At 70.5% G+C, this 14,568-nt stretch carries 14 protein-coding genes and 1 pseudogene; 2 read left to right on the top strand and 13 right to left on the bottom strand.

Annotated elements, in window-relative coordinates:
- Positions 1-115: 115 nt before the first annotated feature.
- The 3 genes from ACIBR0_RS12835 to ACIBR0_RS12825 form a co-directional block, all read right to left on the bottom strand.
- Complete coding sequence (locus ACIBR0_RS12835) at positions 116-769, bottom strand: DUF4184 family protein (RefSeq protein WP_396715062.1); 654 nt, start codon at positions 767-769, stop codon at positions 116-118.
- An 87-nt stretch (positions 770-856) separates the two neighbouring features.
- On the bottom strand, positions 857-1,615 hold the full coding sequence (locus ACIBR0_RS12830; RefSeq protein ID WP_396715060.1) for an AAA family ATPase: 759 nt from the start codon (positions 1,613-1,615) through the stop codon (positions 857-859).
- Between the two features lie 385 nt (positions 1,616-2,000).
- On the bottom strand, positions 2,001-2,813 hold the full coding sequence (locus ACIBR0_RS12825; RefSeq protein ID WP_396715059.1) for an alpha/beta fold hydrolase: 813 nt from the start codon (positions 2,811-2,813) through the stop codon (positions 2,001-2,003).
- Here ACIBR0_RS12825 and ACIBR0_RS12820 point away from each other — a divergent pair.
- Positions 2,812-4,206 (top strand): hypothetical protein, encoded by a 1,395-nt coding sequence (locus ACIBR0_RS12820; RefSeq protein WP_396715057.1) that lies wholly within the window; start codon positions 2,812-2,814, stop codon positions 4,204-4,206. The two genes, ACIBR0_RS12825 and ACIBR0_RS12820, sit on opposite strands and share 2 nt — an antisense overlap.
- Positions 4,207-4,255: 49 nt before the next feature.
- On the opposite strand, the gene ACIBR0_RS12815 is transcribed toward ACIBR0_RS12820, so the two are convergent.
- The 10 genes and pseudogenes from ACIBR0_RS12815 to ACIBR0_RS12770 form a co-directional block, all read right to left on the bottom strand.
- Positions 4,256-4,810, bottom strand: coding sequence for a hypothetical protein (locus ACIBR0_RS12815; RefSeq protein ID WP_396715055.1), 555 nt, complete (start codon positions 4,808-4,810; stop codon positions 4,256-4,258).
- A gap of 146 nt (positions 4,811-4,956) precedes the next feature.
- Positions 4,957-5,925 carry a hypothetical protein gene (locus tag ACIBR0_RS12810; RefSeq protein ID WP_396715053.1) on the bottom strand — a complete coding sequence of 323 codons (969 nt, stop codon included), beginning with the start codon at positions 5,923-5,925 and terminating at the stop codon, positions 4,957-4,959.
- A gap of 471 nt (positions 5,926-6,396) precedes the next feature.
- The gene (locus tag ACIBR0_RS12805; RefSeq protein WP_396715051.1) at positions 6,397-7,020 is read right to left on the bottom strand and encodes a TetR/AcrR family transcriptional regulator; all 624 of its coding nucleotides are present in this window, start codon (positions 7,018-7,020) and stop codon (positions 6,397-6,399) included.
- Positions 6,972-7,226, bottom strand: a pseudogene (locus ACIBR0_RS12800) (LysR family transcriptional regulator); the annotation flags it as partial. The pseudogene ACIBR0_RS12800 and the gene ACIBR0_RS12805, both read right to left, overlap by 49 nt.
- Positions 7,227-7,376: 150 nt before the next feature.
- Complete coding sequence (locus tag ACIBR0_RS12795; protein WP_396715049.1) at positions 7,377-8,648, bottom strand: ABC transporter substrate-binding protein; 1,272 nt, start codon at positions 8,646-8,648, stop codon at positions 7,377-7,379.
- Between the two features lie 48 nt (positions 8,649-8,696).
- Positions 8,697-9,830, bottom strand: coding sequence for a branched-chain amino acid ABC transporter permease (locus tag ACIBR0_RS12790; protein WP_396715047.1), 1,134 nt, complete (start codon positions 9,828-9,830; stop codon positions 8,697-8,699).
- Positions 9,827-10,705 carry a branched-chain amino acid ABC transporter permease gene (locus ACIBR0_RS12785; RefSeq protein ID WP_396715045.1) on the bottom strand — a complete coding sequence of 293 codons (879 nt, stop codon included), beginning with the start codon at positions 10,703-10,705 and terminating at the stop codon, positions 9,827-9,829. The genes ACIBR0_RS12790 and ACIBR0_RS12785 overlap by 4 nt, the downstream gene beginning before the upstream one ends.
- A 30-nt stretch (positions 10,706-10,735) precedes the next feature.
- A complete protein-coding gene (locus ACIBR0_RS12780; protein WP_396715043.1) occupies positions 10,736-11,458 on the bottom strand; it encodes an ABC transporter ATP-binding protein in 723 nt (240 codons plus the stop codon).
- Positions 11,455-12,300, bottom strand: coding sequence for an ABC transporter ATP-binding protein (locus ACIBR0_RS12775; RefSeq protein WP_396715042.1), 846 nt, complete (start codon positions 12,298-12,300; stop codon positions 11,455-11,457). Before ACIBR0_RS12775 ends, ACIBR0_RS12780 begins: the two co-directional genes overlap by 4 nt.
- A gap of 63 nt (positions 12,301-12,363) precedes the next feature.
- Positions 12,364-12,549 (bottom strand): hypothetical protein, encoded by a 186-nt coding sequence (locus tag ACIBR0_RS12770; protein WP_396715040.1) that lies wholly within the window; start codon positions 12,547-12,549, stop codon positions 12,364-12,366.
- Between the two features lie 331 nt (positions 12,550-12,880).
- On the opposite strand from ACIBR0_RS12770, the gene ACIBR0_RS12765 reads away from it, so the two are divergent.
- Positions 12,881-14,404 carry an acyl-CoA carboxylase subunit beta gene (locus tag ACIBR0_RS12765; RefSeq protein ID WP_396715038.1) on the top strand — a complete coding sequence of 508 codons (1,524 nt, stop codon included), beginning with the start codon at positions 12,881-12,883 and terminating at the stop codon, positions 14,402-14,404.
- Positions 14,405-14,568 lie beyond the last annotated feature (164 nt).

Here is a 14,568-nt window from a genome sequence, read left to right as displayed (position 1 = left end):
GTAGAGCTGCCGTTCGCCGCACGCACTGACTCCGGCGTGCCGCAGTCAGGATGGCATCAGGGCGAGGCGTAAGAGCTTGACAGCTTTCACTCTGAGCTAGCTTGAGTGGCTGCGGTCAGCGCGGGATCGATGGTCGTGCCTCCGTGGCGGCCAGCGCGGCGCCGCCAGCGGCGGCGAGCCCGATGGCCGTCCAGGCCGCCACCACGAGCACGCGTTCGGCCGAGGACCGCTGCTCGGTCGCGGTCGTGGGCGACTGCGTACGCCACCATCGGACCAGCCAGACCACGACGGCGGCGGCACCGACGACGCCGCTCACGCGCTGCGCCCAGCGATAGCCGGCCGTGCCGAGGTGCGACTCGGCCAGCCAGCCGATGTGCGCGGTACCCCACATCCCGTCGTGCGTGGACGAGTCCCACACCACGTGGGTCGCCGCGCCAACCACCAGCGAGACGACCACCATCGCCATGCGGATAGCCGGCCGAGAACGTCGACGCGCGGGCGGGGGTAGGCGATCGCGTAGCCGGACCGGCGAGATGGCGATCAGGAAGCGAGCCAACAGCCCGTGCCACAGGGCCACTGCCGCCAGACCCAGCACCACGTCAACGCCGAGGACGCCGGCGAGCGAGTGGGTCAGCGTCGCCTCCACCGGCAGCGGCACGTAGTAAGGCAGATCAGGAATCATGCTCCCGATCACCAGGGCCGACGGCACCAGCCACGCTGACCGCGTCAGCGGCAGCACGGCCGCGACGTGACTACTGGTGAACGGCACCTCGCCTCCCTCGCTCGGATGGATCCCTGGTGCACTGTCACCGCTGGCGGTGTACAGGCAGGGCGGTGCGGCCGTGTCGCCGCGGGGTCAGCCGCGCAGGGAGCCGGTGCGTTCGAGTAACGCCAGCGGGTTGCCCTCAGCCTGATCAAGGACGAGCTGGCGCGTCCTCAGGCTCAGGTCCGGGAACCGCATCGTCACCAGGCAGGCAGCGGCGTCGTCGTCGAGTGGCTTGAACTCCAGCTCGTCGAGTCCGGCGCCTTCGAAGCAGCCCCCTTCCCCCGTCCTGAAGGCGGCGAGGAAACCCACCCGACTACCGGCGAGTCGACGGGCGACGAAGGCGAGCACCGTGGCACTGACCGCGTCGATCCAGGGCAGGTCGTCCACGATCAGGAGCAGTGGCTGGCCGACCGTCGAGCCCCGCAACAGCGACAGCGTCGCGTTCGCCACCGCCAACTGGCTCGGGGGCTGCCCCTCGGCGAGCCCCACGGCAACACTCAGCGCCTGTTCCTGCGCCGGGCTCAGCCGACCGAGCCCGGCCAGCAGCGGGGTCAGCACCCAGAGGAGACCGGTATAACTCATCTCCGACTCGAACTCGACACCCGCCGCGCGAAGGACGCGGAATCCGCGTACCGCCGCTCGCGGTGCGGCCAGGTCCAACAACGCCGTCTTACCGGCACCCGCCTCCCCCGATACCAGCAGGGCAGCACCACCGGTCGCGCTGTCGGCGAGGAAGCCATCGAGCAGAGCCACTTCCCCGCTACGTCCGATCAGCTCGACTTCTGACTGTTCCTGCGCCGTGCCGTCCCGCGCCGGGAGAATGGACCTCACCTCGCCGCCCCTGCTCACGCCTGGATCGTACTCACGGCCGCCCTGACCAGCGGCCGGTTCACCCGGGCCCCGCAACAGGGGCCGCTCGCGGACCGGCCCATCCGACCGCGCTCGTTCCTGGGCGACCACTGGGCGCCGAAGAGCAAGAAGGAACGAGCGACAAGAAGGCTGCCGGCGGCCGCGGCTCCTCCGGCAAGACCGCCGGCGGGGTCGACGCCAACGCCAGCAAGCAGGACCTGATGGACGTGGCGAAGAAGCTCGACATTCGTGGCCGGTCACGCATGAACAAGACCGACCTGGTCAACGCCACCCGCAAGGCCAACAACAGCAGCACCCGCAAGGCCCGCGGCAAGTAGCTCCATCGACCTGGCGCCCGGCGAACCGCGGCGCGGGCACCGTTGTCCTACGGCCGCACCGTCTGGGCGAATGCGCGCACCGGTTCCGACCACGCCTGCGGGTCCAGCCAGGGAAACGTGTGAGCGCCCGGAAATTCGCGGTACCGGCCGTCCGCGACGATACCGGTCAGTCGCCGCCCCCACTGCGGCGTGCTCAACCGGTCCTCCTCGCCGCGCAGGACCAGCAGCGGCACGGTCAGTCGCGCCAATGGTTCCTCCATGACATGGCGCAGATGAGCCCGCACCAGGTGGACCAGTCGACGCAGGCCGGCGCGTTTCCACTCCGGCCGATGCGACTCGGTCAGGCCCGGCGGTTCGTGCCGGCCGTCGAGCTGCCAGCGCACAAGCAGACGCAGCGGGCCGCGGGCGACGGGGTCGACGGTGGGACTGGCCAGTACCAGCCCGGCGACGCCGGAGTGGATCACGGCGGCCTCGGCTGCTACCTGGGTGCCGCTGGAATGCCCCGCCAGGACAACAGGGCCAAGATGGCGCTTGGTTAGCCAGTCGGCCACGGCGTGGCCGAACTCCGGCACCGACAACTCGTGCGGCGGATCGCCGCTGCCGGCGAATCCGGGCAGTTCCACCAGGTGCGCGCGGGTCCACTGGGCGAACGCGGCCAGGCCTGGTAGCAGATAGTCGGCCACGGCCATGCCCTGCACGAGCACGACCTCCGGGACGCCAGGTCGTGGCGCACCGATCGCGCGGCTGCGCATCCGACCCAGGATCCCGTCGTGGTAGGACGTGGTCACATCGCGCGGGAACTTGGGCATGGCCTGCTTGATACCCGTGCGGGCGGGCATGATTCGGCCGGAGGTGCTCATGAAGTTGCCGCGTGAGATCGCCGGTTTCGACTCCGCGTCCGCGATGGTCGTTGCGTTGGCCCGGTTCCTGCACGGGCGGGACACGCCGCCGCTGGGCAAACCCGCCCTGCGGGTGTTGCGGCCGGCCGCGATGGTTGCCGCGAGGCTGCCGCTTCGCACCCGTGAGTGGATCTACAGCGTGTTCAGCGGCGCCGAGGGGCGTCCCGAGCCGGATATTGCCAGGATCGACATCGACGCCGTGGCGGGATCGATTGCCGGGCTGTATCCGCGCCGCCGCTACCCCGCGGTGGTGATCGGGTCCTCCGATGGTGCGCTGATCCATCTCTGCGCCGCGCTGGGTGTGCCCTGGCTGCCGCAGACGCTGCTGTTGCCCGTACGCCAGCGTGGGGTTCCGCCCGACGATCCGGTGCTGGCCGCGCACGCGTTCGACACCACCGCCCGCGCGATGCTCGATCGCAACCCCGATCTGGTGCTGCATCACATGCATGATCCGAGCCAGGATCGGCTCACGCTGCGCCGAATGGCGTACTTTCGGGTCAAACGCATCCGGCTGGGTCGCGCGTACGAGAAGTTCCTCGCCGAGGTTCTCGAACCAGGCGGCGTCATTCTGACGGCCGAATGCGGCCAGCGGTGGCCCACGAGCCGCATTGGTGAGCGGCATCTGTTCCAGTTCGGTGCCGTCGGCGGCATGTCACCGCAGGAGTACCGCGACGGAGGGCCGCGGGTCGCGGGATATCTTCATCGCTACGGCGCCCCGGTCAGCAAGTGGCAGGCGCCGCCAGCCGACGCGGAGAGCCCGGAAGCGGAATGGGGCTTCGAGCCGGCGCTTCACGACGATCTCGCCGCCTTCGCCGACCGCCACGGATACCGGCTGAGCAGGCTGGTGTTCGACGAGCCTGAGAACCTCAGCCCGCTGATCGCGGACCTGTACCGCTGGTGGTACCGGCAACGCGACCTACCGGGCGACCGGCTGCTGATCGACTCGTTCATGCTGCTGGACCCGTGGTGGACCCTACGCACCGGCGCCGTGCCCTACTGGACCGCTTTCCCTGTTCAACCGTCTCTCGACGCTGTGCACCGCTATCTAGACAGCGGCGAGCAATACGACTACCTGCACCTAGGGTTGTTCTGCCACGGTGTCGACTCGGTGGGCATAGCCAGCGCCGACCAATGGCGTGAGCTGCTACGGCGAGCCCGCATCGCCGGCGTCTTCGCAGGTGTATCACCCAACCGGTATCCCAACGACCCGCAAGTGTTCTTCAGCTACCAGCGCGGGATACGCGCAATCCCGCACCGCCACCCCATACCGAAGCCCCTGCCGCTGGCCGCCTTCGAGATGTTCGTGCGCAACGCACCAAGCCGATACCCGCGGGTGCAACTCCACACCACCTGAGTGCAAAGGGCCCTCGGTCCATGGCTGAGCTTCGGGTTGGGTTCCTTTACTACTGCGCATTGAGGAATCCGATGGTGGTGGCGGTCCACCAGCCGGTCTGAGAGATCACCATGACCAGGGCGGCGGTCAGCAGGAGCCTGAGCGGTGGGCTCTTCCGGTTCAGTTCGGCCAACCGCCGCTGGACCTGCCGCGCGCAGAGGCCGTTGATCGCCACGGCGAGCACGGCGACGAGTTTGACCACGGTCAAGGGCGTGGATGTGTCGGGCGCGAGGACCACCCCGCTGAGCGTCAGTCCGCCCAGGCCGAGCCAGATCGGTGTGTGGACGCCGCGTGCGACCTGCATGACGGTCGCCAGGGTTCGGCGTCGCAGCAGCCACAGCAGAGCGAACCAGTCCAGGGTCAGCACCGCGCCGAAGCCCAGCACCAGCGCGGCCAGATGGGCGAAGAGCGCCAACTGCCGGACACCCGCGCTCACCCCTACGTGTGGGGCGACAAGGAACATCGCCGTCCAGGCGACCAACAGCGACAGCGCCACAAGCAAGGAGGTGGTCCGGTGCCGGAATCGGGAGCGGCGCAGCCGAGGGACGCCGTCGAGAGCTGTCATGGCAATCTCCGCAGTTGCTGGGGATCCGGCCCACGGCCTGGCGGTCATCGACGAAGGGTGCGTGGGGAACGGTGGTGGGTGGTGCCGGAACGGCGTGGGCGGGCCGTGTCCTGCTGCGGCCCGCCCACGGCGCGTCGGTGGTGTCGTCAGCGCTCGGCGATCCAACCGGTCATGATGCCCATGACGTCCTCGTGCGGATGGTCGGCGACGTAGCGGGCCGCGATCTCCAGGACATCGCCGCGACGGATGGTCTGGATCGGAGAGCCGATGCAGGGGGGTGCGCTGGAGATTTCGGCGTTGCCGTGCTCGTCGATGAACTCCGGCGAACCGCCCTGGACCACGGCGACCTCGCAGATTCGCTGACCGGTGGTGAGGTTGGTGGCCGTGATGGTTTTACCACCGTGGTGCAGGTGACCCTTCATGTAGACGACCTCACCGCTCACCGTTGACGTCCACCGTGCGGTTCGGGTGGTGTCTCCGGCGGGAGCGTCGAAGGTCGGGTTGAGGCAGCTGGCCACGTCCAACCACATCGGGGTGACCGGCGTCAGTCGCCGGGCGGCGGAGCCGGTCAGGTAGGTGTACTCGATGGAGATGTAGACGGTTCTCTCCGCGTGGGCGTGGTTCATCAAGTCGTACACCAGGCTCCAGCGGTCGCCTGAGTCGATCCGCATCCCAAATCCGGCGGGCAGGGTCACAGGCGTCCGCTCGTTGCCCGACGAGAACAGGCGCTTCGGGCCCAATCCGCCGAGGCGGCACACCAGGTCCGGCTCGCCGAACTGGCCGATCACGGCGTGGTGCAGCATCGGACCGGTGTTGATGTTGGCGTTTCTGCCGTCCTCGTACACCAGGTTCGGCTTGATCGCCGTCAGCATGCAGTTGGTACAGGGCTTCTCGATGTTGAACGCCACTCGGTTGCCGGTGCCGCCCATCTCGTCGTGGGTGTGGCCAGTGGCGGCGGGAATCGTCCACGGGCCGTACCGGATGGTCCTCGTCTCGGTCGTCGCGAGCTGTTGCTCGCCGCTGTCCGCGGCGCTGGCCACCGGGATCCCGGCGATCGCGGTGCCGGCGACGGCGACCGCGAGGGCCACCGCCAAGTTCAGTCTGCGCAGAGACACCATGTCCTCCTTAACTGGCTGGGGCTCACGTCCCAAAACGCCCATATGCGGATGCATATGGATAGTGACCGTTCAGTAACTTGACTCTCCCAGGATGGCCAGCGAAGCGATGGATGTCAATGAATTGGTTACCGTTCGGTGCCACCGGAGGAAACGCGAGGGAGGATCTCCCACACTGGCGAAACCACGCGGATCCAGGTGACCATGGCCACCCGACAGGAGCCGACGCGGCAGCGGTGCCGCCGCACCCACCGTCCTCCATCAGCCAGTGACCACCGAGACTGGTTCGGTTCGACGACGTGTCGAATGTCTCGGCATGCTTGCGCACGCCGTTGAGGCCGACCGGCGACTCGGTCAGATGCCGTCGGTACAGGTCCGGCCGCGCCGACAGGACGCACACACGGGGCGCCCCGCCTCGCACGATCCGGCCTGGCAGCACCCCTGCACGACGCCGAAACGGGGCCCGTCGGCCTAGCGGGGGTCCTCGTCCACCGGCAGTCCGTGATGGCGGGCGAGGGCCACCAGGGCCACGCGCAACTGCTGTACGGGTAACGACGTCACCGGGCCGTCAAACCAGCGCGCGATCGCGGTCCCGCCGACCACGCTGAGCATGAAGCGGGCGAGCTCGCCGGCGACGGCAGGGCGGTCGGCGAGGCCGAAGACGTGGCCGAGTGAATCGGTGGCCCACTGGCGCAAGGCCAGCCGGTACTGCCCCAGCTCAGCGATCGCCGCGGCACCGGCGCGCTGCTCCAGCATGCCGAGATCCAGCAGCAGCCGCAGGTCGTGCGGGTGGCGCTCGAACGCGGCGCCGGCGCCGTCGAGGAACCCGGTGAGCCGCTCCCCCACGGTGTCACCGACCGGAGTCCCCGGGAGCGAGGCGACGAGATTGTCGCGGGCACGGCGGAGCACCGCGAGGTAGATCCCGTCCTTGTTGCCGAAGTGCCAGTAGATCGAGCTGGCCGGTGAGCCGGAGGCGGCGGAGATCTTCGAAATGGAGGTACCGGCGTAGCCGAGCCGCGCCATCAGCGCCGCGGCGGCGTCGAGGATCACTTCGCGGGAGGGCACCTCGGCACCGTGAAGGGCGGCGTCCTGCATGGCGTCCAGCGTAGGGCCGACGACCGACGGTCGCGGCATCCCGGCCCGGCGGCGCCGGGGCCGAACCTGCCGATGCCGGCGCAGGACAGCACCAACCCGTGTGCGACTCGGTGGAACAGGTCGACGCCGAGTTCGCCTTCGAGCGCGCGCACCGACTGCGGCAGTGTCGGCTGGGCGACACCGAGCGCCCAGCCCGATCTTCTGAAGCCGCCGGCTCGGCTCCTGGGCGACGCGGAGGGACCGGCGACGAGACTTCCTGAGCCTCAGCATGTGCGCAGCGTCCACGGAACGGGCCGCCACAGCGCCGTGGCGGCCCGTTCCGATCGCTCCGCCGGCCTGGCAGCCGACGGTCGGGGTCAGGATGTCGGAATGGCGTCGGCCGGCGGTGCGACCGGCGGCTCGGGGAACTCCCTGACCTGGTCCTCGCCGTCGTCCGTCATGTAGGTCGGACCGAAGTAGCTCTGCACTCCCTGCTGCACCTTGGTCAGCCGGACGCCGCTGTAGCCGGCGTGGACGAACTTGCTGTACCGGAACGGGGTTAGGCCAGGCCCCCGGAAGCCGTCCTTCTGCACCGCCTCGACCAGCTTCTCGCGGGTGAGGTCCGTGCCGGCTGTGAGCAGCGACTGCACAAAGGTGTACGCCATCGAGTAGCCGTAGATGGCGTTGCCGTCGAGCGGGTTCGCGGCGTTGTACCGCTCGTGGATCGTCCGGAACGCCCGGATCCACGGGTCGTTCGCGTCGCTGGCCATCGGCAGGTAGTTGTCGGCGATCATGCCCTCCAGGATCACCTTCTTGTCGCCGAGCTGCTTCGACAGTGTGGTGTAGTCGGCGCCCACGTTGGACACGATCCACTGGGCCGTGAACCCCTGGGCGGCGGCCTGCCCCATGGCGAGAGCGGTGAAGCCGGGAATGGTCGCGGAGATGACCACCTGGCAGCCGGCTGCCTTCAGGGCGCCGATCGCCGGGCCGACCTGCTGGTTCGTGGTGGTGTAGGTCTGCTTGGCCGCCACCGGCCCGAGGATCTTCTCGACGCCGGCAAGGGAGTCGCGCCCGAAGTCGTCGTTCTGCCCGAAGTGGCACACCTTCCGGCTCGGGAACTCCTTCTTCACGAACGTGGCCAGGATCTTGCCCTCCACTGTGTAGTCCGGCTGCCAGCCGAAGGTGGTCGGGTACTTTTCGGGCTGGTTCCAGGCGCGGCTGCCGGAGGAGACGAAGAGGTCCGGCACCTTCTGGGCCTTGACGAACTCCAACACGTTGGTGTGGGTGGGGGTACCCAGGCCGCCGAGAAGCGCGAAGACCTTGTCGTCGAGGACGAGCTTGCGGACGACGTTCTCGGTGTTCGCGGGGTTGTAGCCGTCGTCCATCACCTTGTAGACGATCTTCCGGCCGTTCACCCCGCCCTTGCTGTTGACGTGCTCGAAGTACGCCTTGGTGGCGGCGGAGATTCGCGAGTACCCGGGAGCGGCCGGGCCGGTGAGCGGTTGGTGGGTGCCGATCACGATCTCGCTGTCGGTGACGCCGGGGACGTTCTCGGCGGCCCGCTGGGCGTCGTTGGCGCAGGCCGAGGCGCCGACCAGCAGCGCGAGGCCGGTGGCAGCCGCTAGGCCGCGACGTGCGGTGAGATACATGGTTCTCCTGTCCTGTGCGAGGTGGTGGGGGTGGGTGCAACCGGTGGCTCAGCGGCTGGAGGCTCGTCTCCGGAGCCGCGCGGCCAGGGAGCGGGCGGCGCCCTGCAGGCCGGCGGGAGCCATGATCATGACGACGATGAGGATCAGCCCGAACACGGCGAGGGCGAGGTTGCCCTCCAGTCGCTGGGCAAGGTCCGAGGGCAGGGTGAAGGTCTCGGTGATCAGGCTCGGCAGTTCCTGCAGCGCCACCAGCAGGATCGCTCCCCAGACCGCGCCGGCGAGGCTGCCCAGGCCGCCGATCACGATGGCCATCAGCAGGAACAGCGAGAGGTCGAGCGCGAACTTGCCCGGGGCGACGGTCGCCGTCAGCACGGCGTACACGCCGCCGCCGAGGCCGGCGCAGGCGGCGCTCACCACGAAGGCGAGCACCTGACTACGGGCGACGTGGATGCCGGAGAGCCGGGCGGCCACCTCGTCGTCGCGGACGGCCCGCAGCGAGCGGCCGATCCGGCTGCGCACCAGGTTCGCCATGAGCAGCATCGTCAGCAACGCGGCGACCAGCGCGATCCAGGCCAGCCAGCGCTCGGGCTGGAAGTACGCGCCGAGGAAGGCCGGCGGCGTCTCCGACGGGAAGCGCAACCCCTGCTCCCCGTTGAAGACCTCGGTGAAGATCGTCGTGATCGCCGGGACCAGCGTCGCGATGGCGAGCGTGACACCGGCCAGGTAGGGCCCGCGCAGCCGGGCGGCGGCCAACCCGATGACCAGGCCCACCACCGCGGTCACCGCGATGGCGAGCAGCAGCGACAGCGGCAGGATCCACCGGCCCTGCACCGCCCTCTCGTCGAAGGCCTGCTGGGTCAGGGCCACGGTGTAGGCGCCGGTTGCCATCAGCGCCCCGTGCCCGAGGGAGAGCTGGCCGTTGAGCCCGACCAGCACCGTGTAGCCGGCCGTCACGCAGAGGAACGCGCAGACCCGGGCCACCTGGAGGTTCTGGTACGGCTCGAGCTGGTTGGTCACGAGCACGACGATGGTGCCCGCGAGCCCGGCCAGGATCAGGTGGCGTAGCAGGGCGGAGTCACCCGGGACGGGGTTCCCCGGCGGGCCGGGCAGCAACCGGCGTAGCGGCGACGGCCGGGTGGGCTGCGGATCTGCTGTGGACAGGCCGGTCCGAGTGGCGGTCACACGTGCCTCGCTTTCACACTGGAGAAGAGGCCACCGGGGCGGACCAGGAGGACTGCCAGCAGCAGAACGAGGACGGCCAGCGGTGTGGTGTCGGGGCCGAGGTAGCCGGTGACGTAGGACAGGATCAGACCGACCAGCAGCCCGCCGACCACGGCTCCGGCCGGACTGTCCAGGCCCCCGACCACGGCGGCGGTGAACGCGACGACGAAGACCATGTCCATCGCGTGCGGGTGCAGTCCCAGCCCGGTGGGGATGACCAGCATCCCGGCGAGTGCGCCCACCGCGGCGGCCAGCGCCCAGCCCACCGTGAGCATGCGAGCCACGTTGACGCCGAGTAGCCGGGACACCTCGGGCGCGAAGGCGGACGCCCGCATGCGCAGGCCGATTGACGTCCGGGTGAACAGCAGCGCGAGCAGCACCACGACCACCATGACCGCGCCGAACACCCACAGGTCGTACGGGGAGACGGCGGTGATCCCGCCGACCGAGAGGGCGTCGGTCTCGAACGGTACGTTCGCCGGCCGGTACTCGTTGCCGAACACCATGCCGAGCACCGCCTGGATCAGCAGCACCAGGCCGAGGGCGACGATGACGTCGCCCAGCGGATTGGCGTGCCCGACGAAGCGCATCAGCACCCGTTCCACGAGCGCACCCAGGGCCAGACCGGCCAGGACGGCCACGCCGAGACCCAGCCAATACGAGCCGGTCGCGGAGACGACGGCGTAGCCGACGTAGGTTGTTGCGACCGCCATCGCGCCCTGCGCGAAGTTGACCAGGCGTGCCGCCCGCCAGATGAGCACCAGGGCGAGGGCGAACGCCGCGTAGACGGCACCGGTGGAGAGGCCGTCGAAGGTGAGGAACAAGAACCGGTCCAACCCGCGGGATCCTTCCTGAAAGGGGGTTTGTCAGAACCCGAGGTACGCGTGGCGGAGCTTCTCGTCGTCGCGCAACTGCGCCGCCCCGGTGGCCATGACCACCCGCCCGAGGGACATGACGACCCCCTGGTCGGCGACGGAGAGGGCGCTGCGCACGTTCTGCTCGACGAGCAGAACCGTCAACCCCTTGCTCTCGCAGAGCTGACGCAGCAGCGCCATGATCTGCGCGGTCACCCGGGGGGCGAGCCCGAGCGACGGCTCGTCCAGCAGCAGCAGCCTCGGGCGCCCGATCAGCGCCCGCCCGAGGGCGAGCATCTGCCGCTCCCCGCCGGAGAGCTGGTGCCCCGCGTGCCGGCGCCGCCGGGCCAACGGCTCGAACAGCTCGTACACCTCGTCCTGCGCCCGCCGGGCGTCGGCCCGGTCCCGGCGCCACAGCCCGCCGAGGCGCAGGTTCTCGTCGACGGTCAGTTCGGCGACGATGCCGCGCCCCTCGGGCACGTGTGCCAGGCCGCGTCGGACGAGGCCTTCGACGCGGACGCCGCGCAGGTCGACGCCGTCGAAGATGACCCGGCCGCCGGTGGGCCGGAGCAGGCCGGAGAGCGTGCGCAGCAGGGTGGTCTTGCCGGCGCCGTTGGCCCCGAGCACAGCGGCGATGGTCCCGGTAGGCACGCTGAGCGTGACCTCCCGCAGTACCGGCACCAGGCCGTAGCCGGCGCTGAGGCCGTCGACCTGGAGGATGGGGTCGGCGCTCATGACCCGGCCCCCCGGCTCGGCGCGGTCCCGGTCACCTCGGTCGGGACGTCGGCGCCGAGATAGGCCTCGGTCACCTTCGGGTCGTCGCGCACGTGACCGGGCGGCCCGGCGGCGATGACCTTGCCGAAGTCGAGCACCACGATCTCGTCGCAGACGGACATGACGAGGTCCATGTGGTGCTCGACGAGCATGATCGAGCACGCGCCGTCCGCGCGGCCCGGCAGCGCGGCGATGAGCTCACCGAGCTCGGCGATGTCGTCGGCGCCCAGCCCACCGGCCGGTTCGTCGAGCAGGAGCAGGCGAGGTCGGGCGATCAGGGCACGGGCCAGCGCGACGCGTTTGCGCACGGCGTACGGCAGGGTGGCGGGGGCCGCGGCGGCGTGCTGCGCAACGCCCAGCTCGGCCAGCAGGTCCAGGGCCCGTTCCCGCAGCCGCCGTTCGTCGCGGTCACTCCTCGGGAGGCCGAACAGGGCCGCGGCGAAGCCGGCGCGGGCGGCGTGGCTCGCGCCGGCCATCACGTTCTCCAGGACGGTGAGACCCGGGAACAGGCCGACGCTCTGGAGCGTGCGGGCGATGCCGAAACGGGTCAACCGGTGCGGGCGCGGCCGGAACGGTCGGCCGTCCAGGGTGAGCGATCCGCTGGTCGGCGCGACGAAGCCGCAGACCACGTTGAACAACGTCGTCTTCCCGGCGCCGTTGGGGCCGATCACGCCGACGATCCGGCCGGCGGGTACCCGCAGGGAGACGTCGTCGAGCGCGACGAGCCCGCCGAAGCGCACGCCGACGTGGTGCAGCGACAGGTCGAAGCCGTCACCGGGGGTGCCGGATGGTGGGTGGCTCATCTTCACCTCCGATGAGGACGCGGCGTCGGGAGAACGCGCGGTATGGGATCGGACGAAGGACAGTCACGCTGGGCAGGGCAGATGGCGGTCCGGTGACGCCGACCCGCAACAGGCCGGCCGCCCGGCACCCCGCCCGGAGAGCTCGTCGACCTGGGCGTAGCTGAACGTCAGGTCGTTGACGTGGCAGAGCGGCTTGTCCGGCTGCTCCCGGCGTGGCTCCCGGAGGATGGTGGCGAGGTTGAAGCTCATGCTGCTCCTCCTGTGGCGGCGAGTCGCGGTACATCGAGCGAGTGATAGCCGTCTACGCCTACGCCCGTGGACATCACGGCATGACGGGGCTCACCCGGACCCCTCACGTTTGCTCGGTCACGTTCTCTGGACGCCGTACCGACTAGTCGGTATGTTCGGCGTCCGGCGACGGTAGCGAGCCGCCGGCATGTGCGTCAATGGGCAGACCGGTGCAGGACCTCGAACCGGAGGCGCGAGCTCTGGAGTACCTGCACCGGCCGCGGGACTCCCGGGACAGCCAGGTGATCCGGTCGGCTCCCGCGATGAGGCGAGCCGGACGGGAGCGTGCGACGTGAGCGGTGACGAGCCGTCCACCGGGGAGGCCGCCGCGGGCGGAGACCCGGTCCCCGCCGAGCTGGCCGAGGTGCTGGAGCGCCAGGCCGGGCTGCTCGATGCGGCCCGCGCCGACGCGACCGCGAGGCGACACGCGGCGGGGCGACGGACCGTACGGGAAAACCTTGCCGACCTGCTCGACGAGGGCACCTGGCTGGAGTACGGCGGCCTGGCCGTGGCGGCGCAGCGCTCCCGCCGGCCGCTCGCGGAACTCACCGAGGCGACCCCCGCCGACGGCGTGATCGTCGGGGTCGGCCGGGTCGGCGGTGCCCGCGTCGGCGCGATCGCGTACGACTACACCGTGCTCGCCGGCACCCAGGGGCTGACCGGTCACCGCAAGACCGATCGGCTCTTCGAGATCGCCGCGCGGGAGGACCTGCCCGTCGTCATCTTCACCGAAGGTGGGGGTGGCCGTCCCAGCGACACCGATCATCCGACCGTAGCGGGCCTGGAGCTGACGACCTTCGCGTCGCTGGCTCGGCTGCGCTCGCTGCGGGTCGGGATCGCGGCCGGCTTCTGCTTCGCCGGCAACGCCGCCCTGCTGGGCATGTGCGACGTCACCATCGGCGTCGCGGGCGCCAGCATCGGCATGGGTGGACCGGCGATGGTGGAGGCGGCCGGGCTGGGTGCGGTCGCACCGCAGGACGTCGGCCCGCTCGACGTCCACCTGGCCAGCGGCGCCGTCGACATCCGCGCGGCGGACGACGCCGACGCCGTGCGCCTGGCCCGGCGGGTGCTCGGCTACGCGAACGGGCAACCGGTGAACGGACGCCACGAGGACCAGCGCCGGCTGCGCCGCGTCATGCCGGAGAACCGCCGCCGCGCCTACGACGTACGCGGGGTCATGCGCCTGCTGTTCGACGTGGATTCGGTTCTCGAACTCCGGGAGCGGCACGGTCGGTCCCTGGTGACCGCATTTGCCCGCCTCGGCGGGCATCCGGTCGGCGTGATCGCCAACAACCCGCTGCACCGGGCCGGCGCGATCGACGCCACCGCCGCCGGCAAGGCGGCCCACTTCCTGCGGCTCTGCGACCGCCTCGGCCTGCCCGTGGTGAGCCTCTGTGACACCCCGGGGATCATGGTGGGTCCGGACGCGGAGCGAACCGGGCTGGTGCGGGCGGTCGGGGAGCTCTTCACGGCCGGCGCGTCGCTGCGCACCCCACTGGTGACGGTGGTGCTGCGTAAGGCGTACGGCCTCGGCGCCATGGCGATGGCCGGCGGAAGCTTCCACGAGTCCCGCCTCACCCTCGCCTGGCCGACCGCCGAGGTCGGCGCGATGGGTCTGGAGGGGGCGGTGCGGCTCGCGCACCGCCGGGAGCTGGCGGCCATCGCCGTCGACGTCGAGCGCCAGCGCCGGTACGACGAGTTGGTGGCGCTCGCCTACGCCCGCGGCAAGGCGCTCTCGGCCGCCGCGAGCTTCGAACTCGACGACGTGGTCGACCCCGCGGACACCCGGACGAAGCTCCTCGCCGCGCTCTTCTGAGGTCTCGATCCGCCACAGCGACGAGGTCGAGGCCGCGGCTCGACCCGGCTCACGAACCGACCGGGGTGTCCGTCGGCCGTCACGGCGAGCTACGCATCGTCGCCTGGGTGGCAGGCCCCGGAAACGCCGTACCGTCCCGCCATGCAGTAACGCCTCCGGCTGTC

Origin of the sequence: Micromonospora sp. NPDC049497 (genome assembly GCF_044465805.1) — a bacterium.
Taxonomy (GTDB): Bacteria; Actinomycetota; Actinomycetes; order Mycobacteriales; family Micromonosporaceae; genus Micromonospora.
The sequence above is the reverse complement of the archived record's forward strand: the minus strand, read 5'-3'. Positions and strand labels throughout refer to the sequence as shown.

Bases quoted from the DNA above. Each gene is read 5' to 3' on its own strand.
- ACIBR0_RS12805 (WP_396715051.1), bottom strand. From the start codon at position 7,020: ATGCAGGACGCCGCCCTTCACGGTGCCGAGGTGCCCTCCCGCGAAGTG.
- ACIBR0_RS12795 (WP_396715049.1), bottom strand. From the start codon at position 8,648: ATGTATCTCACCGCACGTCGCGGCCTAGCGGCTGCCACCGGCCTCGCG.
- ACIBR0_RS12770 (WP_396715040.1), bottom strand. From the start codon at position 12,549: ATGAGCTTCAACCTCGCCACCATCCTCCGGGAGCCACGCCGGGAGCAG.
- ACIBR0_RS12815 (WP_396715055.1), bottom strand. From the start codon at position 4,810: ATGACAGCTCTCGACGGCGTCCCTCGGCTGCGCCGCTCCCGATTCCGG.
- ACIBR0_RS12820 (WP_396715057.1), top strand. From the start codon at position 2,812: ATGAAGTTGCCGCGTGAGATCGCCGGTTTCGACTCCGCGTCCGCGATG.
- ACIBR0_RS12780 (WP_396715043.1), bottom strand. From the start codon at position 11,458: ATGAGCGCCGACCCCATCCTCCAGGTCGACGGCCTCAGCGCCGGCTAC.
- ACIBR0_RS12775 (WP_396715042.1), bottom strand. From the start codon at position 12,300: ATGAGCCACCCACCATCCGGCACCCCCGGTGACGGCTTCGACCTGTCG.
- ACIBR0_RS12825 (WP_396715059.1), bottom strand. From the start codon at position 2,813: ATGAGCACCTCCGGCCGAATCATGCCCGCCCGCACGGGTATCAAGCAG.